At 53.8% G+C, this 16797-nt stretch carries 15 protein-coding genes and 2 tRNA genes; 6 read left to right on the top strand and 11 right to left on the bottom strand.

All coding sequences use genetic code 11. From position 1 onward, the window contains the following. Window positions 1-2: 2 nt before the first annotated feature. The 4 genes from L975_RS08020 to dnaQ all read right to left on the bottom strand — a co-directional run bounded on the left by L975_RS08020 (window position 3) and on the right by dnaQ (window position 2785). Window positions 3-76: transfer RNA gene (locus tag L975_RS08020), tRNA-Asp, on the bottom strand. 103 nt (window positions 77-179) lie between these two features. Further along, a tRNA-Asp gene (locus L975_RS08015) sits at window positions 180-256 on the bottom strand. Window positions 257-512: 256 nt separating this feature from the next. Further along, window positions 513-1964, bottom strand: coding sequence for a choice-of-anchor X domain-containing protein (locus L975_RS08010; RefSeq protein WP_156121136.1), 1452 nt, complete (start codon window positions 1962-1964; stop codon window positions 513-515). 89 nt (window positions 1965-2053) lie between these two features. Next, the gene (gene dnaQ / locus L975_RS08005) at window positions 2054-2785 is read right to left on the bottom strand and encodes a DNA polymerase III subunit epsilon (protein ID WP_010862457.1); all 732 of its coding nucleotides are present in this window, start codon (window positions 2783-2785) and stop codon (window positions 2054-2056) included. A gap of 54 nt (window positions 2786-2839) precedes the next feature. Between dnaQ and rnhA the strand changes: the two genes are divergently transcribed. Continuing rightward, window positions 2840-3307: a ribonuclease HI gene (rnhA, locus tag L975_RS08000; RefSeq protein ID WP_010862458.1), complete on the top strand. Its 468-nt coding sequence runs from the start codon at window positions 2840-2842 to the stop codon at window positions 3305-3307. Here the strand turns inward: rnhA and L975_RS07995 are convergent. Beyond that, complete coding sequence (locus L975_RS07995; protein ID WP_052181344.1) at window positions 3270-4022, bottom strand: class I SAM-dependent methyltransferase; 753 nt, start codon at window positions 4020-4022, stop codon at window positions 3270-3272. The genes rnhA and L975_RS07995 overlap by 38 nt on opposite strands. 165 nt (window positions 4023-4187) lie before the next feature. On the opposite strand from L975_RS07995, the gene gloB reads away from it, so the two are divergent. Next, window positions 4188-4946 carry a hydroxyacylglutathione hydrolase gene (gloB, locus tag L975_RS07990; RefSeq protein WP_047708049.1) on the top strand — a complete coding sequence of 253 codons (759 nt, stop codon included), beginning with the start codon at window positions 4188-4190 and terminating at the stop codon, window positions 4944-4946. Window positions 4947-5019: 73 nt separating this feature from the next. Further along, entirely contained in the window at window positions 5020-6537 is a 1518-nt protein-coding gene (locus tag L975_RS07985) for a LysM peptidoglycan-binding domain-containing protein (protein WP_010862461.1), read from the top strand. 168 nt (window positions 6538-6705) lie between these two features. On the opposite strand, the gene L975_RS07980 is transcribed toward L975_RS07985, so the two are convergent. The 3 genes from L975_RS07980 to creA form a co-directional block, all read right to left on the bottom strand. After that, complete coding sequence (locus tag L975_RS07980; protein WP_052181343.1) at window positions 6706-7653, bottom strand: endonuclease/exonuclease/phosphatase family protein; 948 nt, start codon at window positions 7651-7653, stop codon at window positions 6706-6708. A gap of 239 nt (window positions 7654-7892) precedes the next feature. After that, window positions 7893-8597, bottom strand: a complete 705-nt coding sequence (mtgA, locus tag L975_RS07975) for a monofunctional biosynthetic peptidoglycan transglycosylase (protein WP_047708048.1) — start codon at window positions 8595-8597, stop codon at window positions 7893-7895. Window positions 8598-8648: 51 nt separating this feature from the next. Further along, the gene (gene creA, locus L975_RS07970) at window positions 8649-9128 is read right to left on the bottom strand and encodes a protein CreA (protein WP_369795325.1); all 480 of its coding nucleotides are present in this window, start codon (window positions 9126-9128) and stop codon (window positions 8649-8651) included. Between the two features lie 444 nt (window positions 9129-9572). Between creA and L975_RS07965 the strand changes: the two genes are divergently transcribed. Then, a complete protein-coding gene (locus L975_RS07965; RefSeq protein WP_039045726.1) occupies window positions 9573-10469 on the top strand; it encodes a helix-turn-helix domain-containing protein in 897 nt (298 codons plus the stop codon). Between the two features lie 11 nt (window positions 10470-10480). Here L975_RS07965 and gpmB read toward each other — a convergent pair whose 3' ends face one another. Further along, complete coding sequence (gpmB, locus tag L975_RS07960) at window positions 10481-11125, bottom strand: 2,3-diphosphoglycerate-dependent phosphoglycerate mutase GpmB (protein ID WP_047708046.1); 645 nt, start codon at window positions 11123-11125, stop codon at window positions 10481-10483. Between the two features lie 74 nt (window positions 11126-11199). Between gpmB and yjjX the strand changes: the two genes are divergently transcribed. Next, complete coding sequence (gene yjjX, locus L975_RS07955) at window positions 11200-11709, top strand: inosine/xanthosine triphosphatase (RefSeq protein WP_047708044.1); 510 nt, start codon at window positions 11200-11202, stop codon at window positions 11707-11709. A 139-nt stretch (window positions 11710-11848) separates the two neighbouring features. On the opposite strand, the gene trpR is transcribed toward yjjX, so the two are convergent. After that, complete coding sequence (gene trpR / locus L975_RS07950; RefSeq protein WP_010862468.1) at window positions 11849-12199, bottom strand: trp operon repressor; 351 nt, start codon at window positions 12197-12199, stop codon at window positions 11849-11851. A gap of 82 nt (window positions 12200-12281) precedes the next feature. Beyond that, window positions 12282-14198: a murein transglycosylase gene (gene sltY, locus L975_RS07945; protein WP_369795324.1), complete on the bottom strand. Its 1917-nt coding sequence runs from the start codon at window positions 14196-14198 to the stop codon at window positions 12282-12284. 342 nt (window positions 14199-14540) lie between these two features. Here sltY and ettA point away from each other — a divergent pair, with 342 nt between their 5' ends. Beyond that, window positions 14541-16208 carry an energy-dependent translational throttle protein EttA gene (gene ettA / locus L975_RS07940; RefSeq protein ID WP_047708041.1) on the top strand — a complete coding sequence of 556 codons (1668 nt, stop codon included), beginning with the start codon at window positions 14541-14543 and terminating at the stop codon, window positions 16206-16208. The last annotated feature ends 589 nt before the right edge of the window (window positions 16209-16797 follow it).

The following is a 16797-nucleotide window of genomic DNA, read 5'->3' as shown; positions in this document are numbered from 1 at the left end:
GGCGGTGCGGACGGGACTCGAACCCGCGACCCCCGGCGTGACAGGCCGGTATTCTAACCAACTGAACTACCGCACCGCGAAACTGTGCAAGCTTTCGCTTTTAAATCGGTTGTTGCTTTGAACCATGTTCCTGATAACACCTGTTCAGCGATATTCAGCAACATCATTCACAAAATAAGTGGCGGTGCGGACGGGACTCGAACCCGCGACCCCCGGCGTGACAGGCCGGTATTCTAACCGACTGAACTACCGCACCGCTCAATGCTTGCCGTCGCAAGCGGGGCGAATAATAGGGTTCATCCGCTAATGAGTCAATAGCCTTTTACACAAAATCTGCTTTTTTCACTTCATTCGCATAAAAAACCGGCAAAGCACTCTATTTTCAGCAAGTAAGCACATGCCATGACCCAGCTCTGCCGAGATCCCATCCCGCTATCCACGAGACTCATTGGGGCAGAGATACAGCGCCTGATGGCCCGCCAGCCCTGCAACCTTGCTAACGGTAGTACGTTTTAGCGCGAACTGGAGAGATCGCGCTGCCCGACTTTCTGGCTGCTGGCTTGCTGATGACGCAACACCTGCAAAGCCTGACGACGCTGATGAGCGCGGCGCAGGGCCATGCCGCACCAAATGGCCGCGCCAAATATGCCCACCACCAGCACGGTGCCTAATAGCACCATTTGCAGACGGTGTGAGCCTTGGTTGCGCGCCGCTTGCGTGACTGAGGCCAGCTCGGCCTGTGCCTGCTCGCTTAAGGCTTGCTGCTGCTTTTGCTGCGCCAGCTGATTAAGTAGCTGCTGGGTTTGCTGCTGACTGGTCACCACCATAAAGCGTTGCTCAGGCAATAACAGCGATAATGGTCGGTCGCCCACTTGCTGGGCATAAATCCACGCCGTCAGGCTGTAATTACCGATAAAGTCGCGCTGCGGGATCTCCAGACTCACGCTATTGCCATTGGCCGGTGCCTGTACCTGATATTCGGCATTCAGGCCGCCGGGGATCTTTTCATCTACCCGCACTAGCAATGAGCCGGGCACGATGCGCGTCGCATCACTGCTGACATCGAGCCGATGATTTTGACTGGCGGTACGCCCTTGTAAGAATTGTGCCTTTAGCGGCATTGGATGTACCGTAACCTGCTCACGAAATGGCGGTAGGTAAATGCCGTCACCGGTATTGATGGTCAGAACATACTCGCCGGGCGCCGGATTCACCGGTAATTGCATAGTAAAGATGCCATCGCCGGCTTTGGCGTCGAGATGTTGACCATCATCACGCAGCTCACCCGCCATTACTGCCGGGCGTCCAGCGCGTACGGTGTCTTGTCCAGCTTGTAAGGCGTGGTTGGCATTAACCGGCACAAACTCGGCATGCAGCCGCAGATGCTGCAAAATATCTGCGCGCAGCAAAGGCTGGTTGTTGACCAGCACCCGCGCAGTCAGTTTCAGCTGTTCATGCTGATACAACGGCTGCGGCATGCTATCGGCGCTCAGTTGCATGTCCGGCACTCCGATGAAGGTGCTTACCGTGCCTTCGGGGGCTGACACTTGCCACGGGCCTTGCATCGGACGATTGATAGTTACAATCTCCAATGTGGGCGAGCGCCACCAATGCACATCGGGGCTGTCCATCCTGGCGTTGAGCTTACTGCCATCCGGCTGCACTAAGACCAGTTGTTCTTGATTATCGCTGCGGCTGATCAGCAAAGTGAGCCACTGTACCGTGCGGTCGAGGCGAAAACGGTTCGCAAAGATGGCATCGTGCTCGACGGTAATGCTGTCCGGTGGCGTCATCGGCGCTGTGGCGTCAGAGTCCATGGCTGCCACGCTGGCCGATAGGGTCATGCCCAGACAGCAGGCCAACATACCAAACGCCAACCTACGAGGCCGTGTGAGTCGATTCGACCACCGAGTGATGCCCATCCGTGCCGTGATCGTAGCGCCGTTATCCAGCCCGTTGTGCATGCCCGCTCCTCACTTCTTGCTTCGCTGTTTGCGTCTACTGTGGTAAGCCGCGCTAAATTAAGTCATGGCGGCTAGCCACAGTCCTTAACTCAAACGCGCCAAAGGCATGAGCCCCCTTTCTTCTGAACCAGATCCAAACGGGATTCATGCGCTTCTAATTCATCGGCTGAAGCACGGACAACCTTTAGAGACAATTGTGGCACCACACTGCGCTGCACATCGCCTTGATGGTTGGTATTGTGCTCTTCGCTATCGCCGCTAAACGCCAGTGAGGTCTGACCGCCAGTCATCAACAGATAGACGTCAGCCAAGATCTCGGCATCGAGTAACGCCCCGTGCAGGGTACGGTGGCTGTTATCTATCCCGTAACGATCACACAAGGCATCGAGGTTATTACGCTTACCGGGGAAAATCTTACGCGCCATCGCCAAGGTGTCGGTGATGCGGCAGAAGGTCTCGGTTTTGGCTAACCCACGGTTTAATAGCTCAAATTCATAATCCATAAAGCCGATATCGAACGGCGCGTTATGGATTACCAGCTCGGCGCCACGGATAAAGTTAATAAACTCATCGGCGACAGCGGCAAACTCGGGCTTGTCTTGCAAAAATTCATCAGTGATCCCGTGAACCGCAATGGCTTCTGGATCAACTAAACGATCGGGCTTGATATAGACATGAAAATGCCGACCGGTTAAACGGCGGTTAACAATTTCCACCGCCCCGATCTCGATGATCTTGTGCCCTTCATAGTGCACGCCCAGTTTGTTCATACCGGTGGTTTCGGTATCCAGTACAACAATACGGTTTGAATCTGTGCTCATAGCGGTATTTATGTCAGACTTTGGGTTTAGAAAATAATAACGGGTTTAACCAAGATGCAAAAACAGATAGCCCTGTTTACGGACGGCTCCTGCCTCGGCAACCCCGGTCCCGGTGGTTACGGTATCGTACTGCGTTACCGCCAGCATGAAAAACAGCTCAGCGGCGGTTTTCGTCTTACCACCAACAACCGTATGGAGTTGCTGGCCGCAATCGTCGGTTTGGAGACCCTGAAAGAGCCGTGTCATGTAGACTTAACCACTGACAGCCAGTATGTCCGCCAAGGGATCACCAGCTGGATCCATAACTGGAAAAAACGCGGCTGGAAAACCGCCTCTAAGCAGCCGGTAAAAAATGCCGATTTATGGCAGCGCTTAGATTTGGCTGCCGCCCGCCATGATGTGGCGTGGCACTGGGTTAAAGGGCACGCGGGCCACCGCGAAAACGAACTGTGCGATCAACTGGCGCGCAGCGCCGCAGAAAATCCTACTCAGGATGACACCGGCTATCAGCCGGAGAGTTAACCTGCTGACAGGCACTGACCGGATACATCATTCGCGGGTTATTCAACGCCCGCTTAGAGCCGGTCAGGATCAGTGGGATGGTGCGCTTACGCGCCACCAGCAAGCGCCAACTGCCCAGCACCGGTAGATGGCAAGTGCAAAATCCCGCCAGTCGCCGCGAACTGGCTCGCCCCGGAAACGGTAGCATCGCCTCCGCATGGATCACTTCATAATTGAGCAGATGCAGCCAATCGGTGATCCGAAACGGTGCAAACATCCGGCACTGATAGGGAAAGCGGCGCCGCAGCAGCGGTACACAGCGGCCAATCCCCGCCAGACTAAACGGGTTGCAATCAATCAAAATCAGATACCCATCATCCACCAGCACTCGGTCAACTTCGCGCAGCACCGCATGCGGATCACTGGCGTAATCCAGCGTAAACGCCAGTAGCGCGGCATCAAACGCTTTATTGGTAAAAGGCAAGCAATCAGGGTCAGCCAGCACGCTAAGTTGCGGGCCTTCTGGCGCCACCGCCACATGGTGTTGGATGGGGGAGGCGGAGCTATCGAGATCTGCGCTCAGCGCACCTAACTTTAGTAGATGAAAACCAAAGATTTTCCCCCACCATGGCGCTAATGTCTGATGCAGTAACTCACGGTAACGCTCCCCTTTCGGGATCATTGACCAGCCCAATGGGGGCAAAATAACACGGGATGTACGAGCCGGACGAATCACTCTATTATCCTCGTAACCAGAAAGCCAACGCCAATGGCGTCAAGCACAACAACGCCCATCAAAGGGAACGGCACTACTGTATGTAACAGAACTGTCGCGGGACAAGTTACGATACCCATTATCGATACAAGTCCCTGTACACGTCACGACACAAGGAACTAGGCCATGTTACTCAGCATACCCGCGTTAACGGATAATTACATCTGGCTGTTTTGCCGCGATCAGCAACAGGCAGTGGTGGTCGACCCCGGTGAAGCCGAACCGGTGCTGCGCGTACTGAACCAGCAGCAATTGAACCTGCATGCTATTTTACTCACCCACCATCACGGTGACCATACTGCAGGGGTTGAGACGCTGCGCCGTCACTACCCCAATGTGTTGGTGATTGGGCCACAAGAAACGGCCGCCGTACAGCCGACGCATCTGGTACAAGGCGGTGAAACCGTAACTTTAGCCGATGCAGATCAGCAATGGCAGGTGATTGCCACGCCCGGTCATACCCTCGGCCATGTTTGCTATTACGCCGATGGCATCTTGTTTTGTGGCGATACGCTGTTTTCTATCGGTTGTGGACGTTTGTTCGAGGGCAGCGCAGAGCAGATGTATGACTCACTGCAACGCTTAAGCCAATTGCCGGACAGCACACTGGTGTGCGCGGCACATGAATATACCGCAGCCAACTTGCGTTTTGCCTGCCATCTGGAGCCAGAAAATCCGGCGTTAAATGACTACGCACAAGACGTTGCAACACTGCGTCATCAGCACTTACCGACCTTGCCGTCGACCTTGCGCCGTGAAAAAGCCTTAAATCCTTTTTTACGTTGTCACGCGCCAAGTTTGCGAAACGCGTTGCAAAAGTCGGGTAAAAATCCATCCGAAAGCTCATTTTTTGCACAATTACGTGCTCTAAAAGACCAGTTTTAAGCCTTAAGGTTGTCAGCCGGTGGTCAGATAAGTATTATTGCACATCTTTTAAGCAACAACCGACCGGAATAACATGAAGGCACGAGCACTGATATTTGCCTCCGTGTTGCTGGCCGGCTGTCAGGCGCCGAATCACGCGTCGACGCCGTACCCTAGCACGCAGGAGTCATCAGTTCGTGACGACGCTGACCCGTCATCGTCGCGATGGGCCGATGAACAGCTCGCACAGCAAAATGTGTGGGACTTCATTGGCAACGAACTGAAACTAGATGTACCGAACAACGAACGGATCCGCAGTCAAAAATCACGCTACTTGCGTAATAAGAGTCATCTCCAACGTGTGGCAGAACGCTCAGAACCTTACCTGTACTGGATAGTAGAGGAAGTGAAGAAGCGTAATATGCCGATGGAAGTCGCGTTGTTACCCATGGTGGAGAGTGCTTTTGATCCGAACGCCTTATCCAGCGCCAATGCCGCCGGATTATGGCAGATCACCCCGGCAACTGGCCGCCGTTTTGGTTTAGACCAAAACTGGTGGTATGACGGCCGCCGCGATGTGGGCGCCTCGACGCGCGCTGCGCTGGATCTGTTACAACGCCTCAACACCATGTTTGACGGCGATTGGATGATGACGCTGGCCGCTTACAACGCGGGCGAAGGTCGGATCCAAAAAGCCATCAAAGCCAACCGCGCACACGGTAAGCCTACCGACTACTGGTCCTTGAATCTGCCGCGCGAAACGGCGCTGTATGTGCCGAAAGTCTTGGCACTGAGCGAGATTATCCGCAATGCCGACCGCTATGCGTTAAATCTGCCGCATATCGATAAGTCTACGGCACTGGCACGGGTAAATGTGGGCCAGCAATTTGATCTGAATACTGCTGCGCAAGTGGTGGGGATGTCAGTGTCTGAATTGCAAACCCTGAACCCAGCCTATAAAACACTGGCCACGGCCCCAACCGGTCCGCACTATCTGATGCTGCCAAAGCAAAAAGCTAAGCAGTTTAAGAAGATTTTGCGCGAAAACGGGGATGATTTAACTGTTCGCGTGGTACGCCACAAAGTCCAAGCCGGTGAAAGTTTGGATGTGCTGGCGCGTCGTTACGAGATCTCTGCGCTGGATATCAAGCAGATCAATGAACTCAACGGGGCTGGCATTCGTCGTGGTCAATATATCTTGCTGCCATTATCGCAAAGCGAATATCTGGCCAAGAATAACCGCAGCGGAACTCGCAGTAGTGCGCAGAGCGGCGATGACAGCCGTATCGCCAAAAACAGCGTAACCAGCAGCTACAAAGTCAAATCGGGCGATACCCTGTCGACGATTGCCCGTCGCCATAACATGAGCAGCAGTGAGCTGGCCAAGTTAAACCGGATCAGCGTCAGCAGCCGTCTTAAGCTTGGGCAAACGCTGAAACTGAAGGGCGACGCGCCAACAGAGATTGCCTATCGCGCACGTAAAGGCGACTCTCTGTACAGCATTGCCCAACGTCACGGCGTCGCTGTCGATGACTTGGTGCGCTGGAATGACTTGAGCCGCAAGAGCGTCCTCAAGCCAGGCACCGTCCTGACGGTGAAAGTGAAAAGCTGATAACGCTTAAGCGTTATGCCAGCAGACAACAAAAAGGCAGCCGATTGGCTGCCTTTTTATTGAGTACTGATTTAGCTTCGATATGGGTTCGATATACAGTTTAATATGCGACTCGCTATACCGCCCGATATCTGGAACTACGACTGCAACGTCACAGACGGCGCTTGTTTAGCGACTGGATTTTTTAACCGCCGGATTTTTAACAGCCGAGGTGGTAGCCGCTTTCGGGTGCGATGTCACCGCCGCTTGCTGTGCTGCGGCGTCTGGTCGGCCAGGCAAACGGAAAGTCACCGCCAACGGATTATGATCTGACGCATCGGTATTGAGCACCGCCGCGTCTTCTATTTTCAAACCACGATAAAAAACATGGTCCAATGGATAGCCGAACGCCTGCTTGCGCTGATCTTGGGCAAACGGCACTTCATGCAAACCGACACTGGCCGCCATATGACGCAGCAGCGCCAGACGCGTGGTACTCCAGCTATTAAAATCACCGGCCAAGATCACTGGCCCTTGATGCAGGGCGATTTGTGCCATCACCTGATGTAACTGCTGCCGATAGGCCTGCACGCCCATGGTGAAGTTCACCGCATGCACATTCACCACCATCAGGGATTCGCCATTATTGAGCGCATACACGCTAACCAGCGAGGATTTCGGCAGCTGTAACCACGGCTCCCATTCGCGCAGCGGGCAATAGTATTCGGCATCAGCAGAAGAGAGTGTCATCACCCCCGCCATCTGCTCACGAATGGAAAATGCTGCCACTTGCGCCACCGCCGGATAGCGGTGCGTGGCATAACGCAGTAACTCAGGCGAGGCCTGCGCCTCTTGCAACAACACCAGTTGCGAGCCATGAGCAAACTCAGACAGCGCCTGTAGCCAGTCGCTACGCTGCTGTTTGTAGATATTCCAGACCAGCACTTTGAGCGAGTCGGCATTCAGGTACTGCCCCTGATCCGATTCACTGCCACAGCCTTGCATCACCGCCGCCGCTGCGGCAGGCTGATACTGCAAAACCACACTGTCATCCGGCACATCGACCGGCCACTGCCACGCGCCCACCGCCAGCAACGACGCTGTGGTGCCTAGCAGTAAACGTTTTTTACCTTTCATCCGACTGTAAAACCATCCGGTACGGGAACGTCAAATTTCGCTCAACCACGACACGCTAAGCGGCGCCGCGACAACCTGTTTTGCTACTCGGTACCGGCAACCTTGTGCTGGTCTTACACGGTATACAAGACCGCTAAAGTAACAAAAGTTGGCTACGTCGCCTAGCTAATTGGTGAAATTTTACGCACTGCATCAGCGGCAGGTAGAGTGTACAGCTCGTGCTACAGCGGACAAGACGGCTATAAATCAGCAACCGTCGCAGTACCACCAAGCTGACGCATTTGACGCAAAATCCACTGCTGACGCCGCACGACATAACCGGATGGCGCTTGCACCTTATAGCGAATCGGATTCGGTAACACCGCCGCCAACAGCGCTGCTTCACGGCTGGTTAAGCGACTCGCCGGCTTATGGAAGTAGTGATGCGCCGCCGCTTCAACGCCAAATATGCCAGGACCAAACTCAATGCTGTTTAGATAGACCGTCAAAATCCGCTCTTTACTCCAAAACGTTTCCAACAGCACGGTGATCCCCGCTTCCAGCCCTTTGCGCAGCCACGAGCGCTCGCCCCATAAAAAGACATTTTTGGCCGTTTGCTGAGTGATGGTCGAGCCGCCTCGCACACTGCGCCCACGCTCGTTGTGCTGCAGCGCTTTACGAATAGCGTCCCAGTCAAAACCAAAGTTTTCTGCAAAACGTTGGTCTTCGGCAGCGATCACCGCCAGCTTCATGGCCGGCGCAATCTGATCGCTACTGACCCAGTCATGGCGAGCGCTAAAGGCAAAATTACCTTGCGCATAGGCTTCCACATAACGCTCGATAATCACGTTGGGGAGCGCCACGGGCACAAAGCGGTAAGCCACAATCAAAGCGAGCAGCATGCCAAAACCGACCGCTAATAGCCGCGCCAGAATGCGTCGCCATCGTCTGAGCTTTTCCCTCATGCGCAGTGTTGATCCTCTACTGAAATGTGATTATCGAGAATGTAGCCAAGATTACTGACCCGGCCACGGCATGACCGGTACAGCAGTCAGCGAGTTCTTCGGTGAACCGTCCACGACGCGATCGGAATAAGTCAGATACACCAACGTATTGCGTTTCGGATCGTAAAAACGCACCACCTGCAATTTTTTGAAAATCAACGAGGTGCGCTTTTCAAACACCGATTCCCCATTGGCTTTACCGTTTTTAATGCGCTCCGACAAACTGATTGGCCCCACCTGACGACAAGCAATCGACGCATCGGAGGTATCTTCGGCTAACCCTAACCCGCCTTTAATACCGCCGGTTTTAGCGCGGCTCAGGTAGCAGGTCACGCCACTGACTTCGGGGTCATCAAACGCATCGATCACGATTTTATGATCAGGGCCAAACAGCTTAAATACGGTATCGACCGAGCCAATTTGTTCGGCCGACGCCAATGCAGAAACACTCAATAACGCTAACGCCAAACAGCGATGTAAAACAGTTTTCATGGTCATAAGGTCAATCTCTGTGCAATATGTCTAAAGCGCGCAATAACGAGCGGCCTAAATCATCAATCTGTAGCCGCCGGCTTGCAGTAGCCTGTACGGGTCAGCGTAGTATCGCGTACAAATATCTGTCATGTCTGGTGATTAACCGACAATGATAGCGCCAACTTTGACTGCTGCGCCTCTTTCGACTCCAGTATGGGACACCTTGTGGATTAAAATACACATTAGTCACGTATTTATGGTATTTATCTACAAAAACACACAACTTCTTCGATATGATAACGGGGTCAGTGCTGAGGTTTGCGGTATAGTATGTAAAAAAGATGCTACATTTTGCCTGCCAGTGCCGCTTGATTGATTAAACAAATAATATTAGTTACCTACGTGAAGCCGATATAATTTATCAGCACAAACAGAATGTCGAGTTAAGTTGAGGAACGCGTCATGGCCCAAGAGGCGATAGTCCGGGAACTGCTGCATTGGATTGAGACAAACCTAAGCAAGCCTCTGTCAATCGATGATATTGCAAATCGAGCTGGTTATTCAAAATGGCATCTGCAGCGGATGTTCAAGGATATTACCGGGCACGCCATGGGCGCTTATTTGCGTGCGCGCCGTCTGACCCGCTCCGCTCACGATTTACGCTCCACCAACCGCTCCATCTTAGATATTGCTCTGCACTACTGCTTCGATTCACAACAAACCTTTACCCGGGCGTTTAAAACTCAGTTTGACCGAACCCCTGCACAATACCGCCGTTTAGACGAATGGGATTGCAGCGGGATGCAGCCGCCATTGTTGCGCCTGTACAAGCAAGAATTACCTGAGCCGACCTTTGTGCAGTTGCCAGACATTCCTCTGCGTGGCAGCACCGTGAGCTATTCTATTTCCTATCGCCGCGACGGAACCTTAAAGCCACGCTCCGTGCTCCAACATTGGCAGAAATTTCGCAACCTGTTTACGGCCGATAAGCCGGTGCCACCGCGCTTTTTTGCCCTGCTCTCCGGCGAAACCAAGAAAACTAATGAAGACGAGCAGCAGCTGTATTACACCTGCGCCGTGGATAGCGAGTACGCGCCAGAAGAGGGAAAACTCAGTGAGTACCATATCCCTGCCGGTGAATACGCTCGCTTTACCTATGTCGGGACATTCCGCGGTTTAACCGAGTTCATTGTGCACGTGTATTGTGATGTGATGCCGCTGCACAAGCTGACGCGCCGCGCCAGCCCTGATATCGAAATTTTCCCCACCTCACCAGAGCGACCAATGGAGTTCGGGATCATCCAATGTGATTACTACATTCCGATCCGCCGCCCAGAAGAGTCTGCGCTCGCAGAGTAAAAAGTGCCGTATTAGCGCTGGATCTCATCCAGCGCTGGCAACAACAGGTGATGTGTATCGCCAAGGCGCTCCACTACCCAGCCACTCGCCAGCCAATCATTATCCTGAAACTCCAGCACCGACACCGAACAATTGCGTAAGCGAAAGCGGCGCTCGGCATGGGCCGGTAACCCAATCACATTGCCAATCAAACTGCCCAGCGCAATGCCGTGGCTGACAAACGCAATTTTACCCAGCCCACTTTCACTGAACTCATCCAACACCGCACGCATACGCAGGCTGACCTGTTGCAAGGTTTCCCCTTGAGGAATACAGCCGTGCGGCGTGCCATCTAAGATGCGCTGACGCCAACTGTGCTCTTCGGCCGTTAACTCATGCATCGCACGCGCTTCGAGCACGCCCATATTCATTTCACGCAAACGGCTATCGGTGCGCACCGCACAGCAGCACTGCTCGGCAATGCACGCCGCGGTTTGTTGCGCGCGGCCCAAATCGCTACTGATAATCTTCCCGATCCCTTCCTCGGCCAGATACTGACCGACCTGCGCTGCTTGCAACATCCCCAGCTCAGTGAGTGGGCTGTCGGTATGCCCTTGGATCCGGCGCGTGGCATTCCACTCGGTTTCTCCGTGACGAATCAGGTAAATTTGTGTCATTGTGTTCACCCAAGGTTATGTGTCATCCAAGGACATCTGTAGTCATTGTGTAGTCAGTGTGCCGGGAGTTATTTATGTATCATGTTGTTGTTGCCTCTGCCAACCCGTCCAAAATAAATGCGGTTCGCCACGCCTTTAAAGACGTGTTTGGCGACTGCCGCGTAGAAGGGATCGAAGTCGACAGTGGTGTGGCCGCGCAGCCGTTTGGTAATGAAGAAACGCGCCGCGGAGCCTACAACCGGGTACGCAATGCCGAGCTGGCCTGCCCGAAAGCCGATTTTTGGGTCGGGCTGGAAGCGGGCGTTGAAGGGCACCAAACCTTTGCTTGGATGGTGGTCTCAAACGGCCAGACGATGGGTGAATCGCGCTCAGCCAGCCTGACCTTGCCACCGCAAGTGCTGCAAGCACTCGAGCGTGGCGAAGAGCTCGGGCCGGTGATGGACCAACTGACAGGCGAGCAAAACATCAAACACAAAGGCGGCGCGATTGCGGTGTTTACCCACGGCGTACTCAGCCGTAGCAAGGTGTACCACCAAGCTCTGATTTTGGCGCTGATCCCGTTTATTAATCCGCAGTGGTTCTAAGACGCTAACGGGTTCAGGTTGTTTGCCCGCGTTGTTTGCTCACGTAGCTTGCCCAAGTAGTTTGCCCACGCAACTAACGCGCAATAGTGACCAAGCAAAAGCAACCCCGTGATGCCAGTTTGGCGTATCGGCACTTGGCTTATTTCGCTACCACTGTCGCTGCGACGTCAGTCAATAATTGCGCTTCTAACCATGCCCGCGTATCGGTAGGGGCCATTTTCAAACTGTTGGAGCCGCGCGTGATGGTGGCGATCCCAGCACCGAGTTCGGTTTTGATTTCCCGCTGACTCATCTCACCACGCAGCAACTCTTGCACGATCCGCACCCGAGTGCCGAGCGCTTCGCGCTCATCAGGGGTGAGCAACAGCTGCAATACCGGTACATCCTGCCCATCCTGCACCGCTTGGCGCAGCAAATCGATAAAGCCGCGCCACTCATCCTCGGTTTGTTGGCATGATTTTGACGGCGCCGTCGGCGTGCTCTGTTTCATCCGGATAGACTCCCTTGTTGGTCGAGCGACGGAGCGTCGCGATGCCTAAGATAGACCCGCGCGACGCTCCGGACTGATGTCATCAGTAACGTCGGCTCCATTCCGCCTCAGTTAGCACATCAGCCTGATTTTTCATCTGATAACGATAGAATACATCGTAGGCTAACACATTTTTGACGTATCCCCGGGTTTCGGTAAACGGGATACTCTCAATAAAGGCCAGCGCATCCAGACGCCCTCCGGCATTATTCAGCCAGCGCGTTACCCGTGACGGCCCCGCGTTATAGGCAGCAGTCGATAAAATCCGGTTCCGACCAAATTTTTGATACACCTCTTCCAGATAAGCGGTGCCCAACTGGATATTCACCCCCGGCATAAACAGCTGATTATCTTGCGTCAGGCTGATGCCATTTTTCTTAGCAGTGTGCTGGGCGGTTTTCGGCATCAGCTGCATCAAACCGCGTGCGCCCACCGGTGATTGCGCCTGTGGGTTCCAAGCACTCTCTTGACGGGCAATCGCCATGGCATAGCTCATCGAAATCGCTTTGTCATCGGTCGACTGGCGGAACTGGTTCGGGTAAGCCAGCGGGAAACGCTCATCGAGGTGATCCCACAACTTGCCGCGAATAGTGCCCTGCACGCTCAGATCGCTCCAGCCCTGCTTTTGCGCATAGCGCGTCAGCTCCGCTTTCACCGTTTGCGGTTGATGATCGATCAAACTGATCCACTCACTGCGCGCCAGATTGTGCTGATCCCAATACATCAGTTCGCGAATGCGCTGCACTTCCGGCCAGTTACCGGCATTCAGTACCTTGACCTGACGCGAATCATTTTTCACCACGTAAGGCTGGCCTAATTGCTGCGCCGCCACCATCGGGTAAAAACCACGACGTTCACTTAAGGTTTTCAGCAGCGTCTGAGCCTGCTTTTTCTGTCCTTTACGCTCAAGTACCCGCGCTTGCCAGTACAGCCATTCATCCTGCTCACGCGCAGAGGCCGGTAAACGGGCGATCCACTCACCGACATCGGTTATGTCATTGTGCTGTAGCGCCAAGCGGATCCGTTTTTCAATTAATGACTTATCACCACTGCGCCGGATCACCGCATCACGCCAGCGGATCTGCTCGCGGTCATCGGCATCCATCATCCGATTCGCCACCGCGCGCTCCATCTGCGCTACTTGCTCTTGGCTCATCGCCTGCGCTTTACTCAGCGGGCTAATCAGCAGGCGCGCATTATCCACATCGGCGCGCACCACGCGGTTAAAGGCAATTAAGGTCGCCTGACGCGCTATCGGGCTAGCGCCGTGGGTGCGGGCAAAGGTCAAAATGGTGTCTGGGTTGGCTTGCAGTGACAGCAACCCTTTGCCCATGGTCTGGTAGTTGGCCGGCAGCTGACGCCCTAAGTAGCTGAGCAAACTGCTGTTACCCGCTTTCATCGCCAGCAGCATCCGCTCCAAAATCGCCATCGGGGTATATTGATTGCTGGTTTGCCAGGCGGCGATTAGGTCATCACACGCATCCGGTAACGATTTGCCGGTCAACCAGATTTCGTGCGCGCCTTGCCAAGCTATCTTGCGCTCGCCGGTGGCGTAACGGGCATAGTAATAGCGGCACTGACCCGCAATCGAAGTCGGCGGCGTTGGGGTAAAAGTCAGTAATTGACGCCAGTCCTGCCGATTGGCCAGCTCCGCTTGAAAGCGATCGGTTAACCCTTTAGCCAGTGGCATGGTCGGGTAACGCTGCACAAATGCACGCACCTGCGCAGCAGAGAGCTGGCTCATATCCTGCGTTAATAAGCGGTATTCCAGATAGGGATAGAGCGGATAATTTTTCAATGACGGCAGCAAACCGGCGGCCACCTCCGGCTGCTTGTCATCCAAGGCCGTTTTGGCTTGCTGATATAACTGACGCTCTGTGGCGGTAGGCTGGGCCAACGCCGGTATGCTAATCAGGCCTGCTAGGCTCACCCAGCAAGCCCGGTAAATCCATTGGCGCAATGCCATCTGTTCACTCCTTGGTTAACCCTGATATCTCATCCTGCGATATTCCGCGGTTGAGTATAGTATGCCCGTTATAAAGAGACACTCTGGCTGGTATTTATTCCACCAATTGCATGCTGCTGGCTATGATACAAACTCCCTCGGTCGGCGGCGAGGCTCTGCGTGCGTTATCGGCGCAATTATTGCGTGCCACTTTACTCACCATCTTTACCCACTAGCGCATACAGCAACGCTGACCCAAAGCCAGATTCAATGGTAAACTAGGTACCTGTGTTCCATACATACCCTGCGGTATGTATCAGTCATGATGAACCCATTATTTATTAAGGTGTTATAACCGTGGCTCAATACGTTTATTCAATGCACCGCGTCGGCAAAGTGGTTCCGCCGAAGCGACATATCCTGAAAGATATCTCGTTGAGTTTCTTTCCGGGTGCCAAAATCGGTGTTCTCGGCCTCAACGGTGCCGGTAAATCTACTCTGCTGCGCATTATGGCCGGGGTTGATACCGAGATCGAAGGTGAAGCCCGTCCACAACCGGGGCTGAAAGTCGGCTACCTGCCGCAGGAGCCAAAACTTAATCCGGAGCACACCGTACGCGAAGCTATCGAAGATGCGGTAGCTGAGGTGAAAAACGCCCTGACCCGTCTGGATGAAGTGTACGCGCTGTACGCAGACCCAGAGGCTGACTTTGACCTGCTGGCCAAAGAGCAAGGCGAGCTGGAAGCCATCATTCAAGCGCATGATGGCCACAATCTGGATAACCAACTGGAGCGTGCAGCTGATGCGCTGCGTCTGCCGGCGTGGGATGCCAAGATTGGCAATCTGTCCGGTGGTGAACGTCGCCGTGTGGCTATCTGCCGCCTGCTGCTGGAAAAACCAGACATGCTGCTGCTAGACGAACCGACCAACCACTTGGATGCGGAATCCGTGGCCTGGCTGGAGCGCTTCCTGCACGACTACGAGGGCACCGTGGTGGCGATCACCCACGACCGTTACTTCCTCGACAACGTCGCCGGCTGGATCTTGGAGCTGGACCGTGGTGAGGGGATCCCGTGGGAAGGTAACTACTCCTCTTGGCTGGAGCAAAAAGATCAGCGTCTGGCGCAAGAAGCGTCTGCTGAAGCCGCGCGTCGCAAGTCGATCGAAAAAGAGCTGGAGTGGGTACGTCAGAACCCGAAAGGTCGTCAGGCCAAGAGCAAAGCCCGTATGGCACGCTTTGAAGAGCTTAACAACACTGATTACCAAAAGCGTAACGAGACCAACGAGCTGTTCATTCCGCCAGGTCCACGCCTCGGTGACAAAGTGGTGGATGTGGCCAATCTGGTCAAATCCTACGGCGATCGCACCTTGATCAACGATCTGTCGTTCAGTCTGCCAAAAGGCGCGATTGTCGGCATCATCGGTCCGAACGGTGCCGGTAAGTCTACGTTGTTCCGCATGCTGTCCGGCCAAGAGCAACCGGATTCCGGTACTATCACCTTGGGTGATACCGTGAAGCTGGCTTCTGTCGATCAGTTCCGTGATGCGATGGATGACAAGAAAACCGTGTTCGAAGAAGTGGCTAACGGTCAGGACATCCTGCGCATTGGTAACTTCGAGATCCCAAGCCGCGCCTATATCGGTCGCTTTAACTTCAAAGGCTCCGATCAGCAAAAACGCGTCGGCGAGTTGTCCGGTGGTGAGCGTGGCCGTCTGCATCTGGCCAAGCTGCTGCAAACCGGCGGCAACCTGTTGCTGCTCGATGAACCAACCAACGACCTGGACGTAGAAACCCTGCGCGCGTTGGAAAACGCCCTGCTGGAGTTCCCAGGCTGCGCCATGGTTATCTCCCACGACCGTTGGTTCTTAGACCGTATTGCTACCCACATTCTGGACTATCAGGATGAAGGCAAGGTGGAGTTCTTCGAAGGTAACTTTACCGAATACGAAGAGTGGAAGAAGAAGACATATGGTGCGGAATCTATCCAGCCGCGCCGCGCTAAATACACCCGTATGGTGAAATAAGCGTTCGTCTGCACATTTCTACACCGTGCCTTTGCTTCACATTAAAAAAGGCCGCGCTATGCGGCCTTTTTTTATGACCTTTTCTATTCCCTTTTTTGCAGCCACTTTTTTATCTCTGCGTTATCCCTGTCTCTTATTGTGGCGTCTTATCTTGCTGATCTTGCTGACGATATAACGGCTATGTCCGCAAAGGTTATTATTTATGCGAAAAGCGTCTAACTGTACGGATTGTCGCCACTTAATTTCGTAGTAAACTTACAAACATGAAAGTGATAAACATCACAAAATAGACCCAGCAGTTTCACTGCACAAGAGAGCAACACGGAGGTACATCATGTTTATCTATCCACCCACTGTTTACAGCACTAACCAAAACGATAAGCCAAGCCTGCTGCCGCTGCGTACCCTGCGCCGCTGTTGGGCGGCCATGATGAACCGCTGATCTGCGCTAATCGGCAGATACCGCGTACACACCGGAAGTGTAGTTTTATTACCTCATTCAACATGACGTAGCAGCCTCGGCATCCTCCGAGGCGCACAACTATAACGCAAGGTGTTTTATGTTCTTTTATCCGCCAACTCAGTATCT

This window comes from Plesiomonas sp. ZOR0011 (genome assembly GCF_000800945.1).
Lineage (GTDB): Bacteria > Pseudomonadota > Gammaproteobacteria > Enterobacterales > CAMTGL01 > Plesiomonas > Plesiomonas shigelloides.
This window is presented reverse-complemented; position numbering and strand designations above follow the sequence as displayed.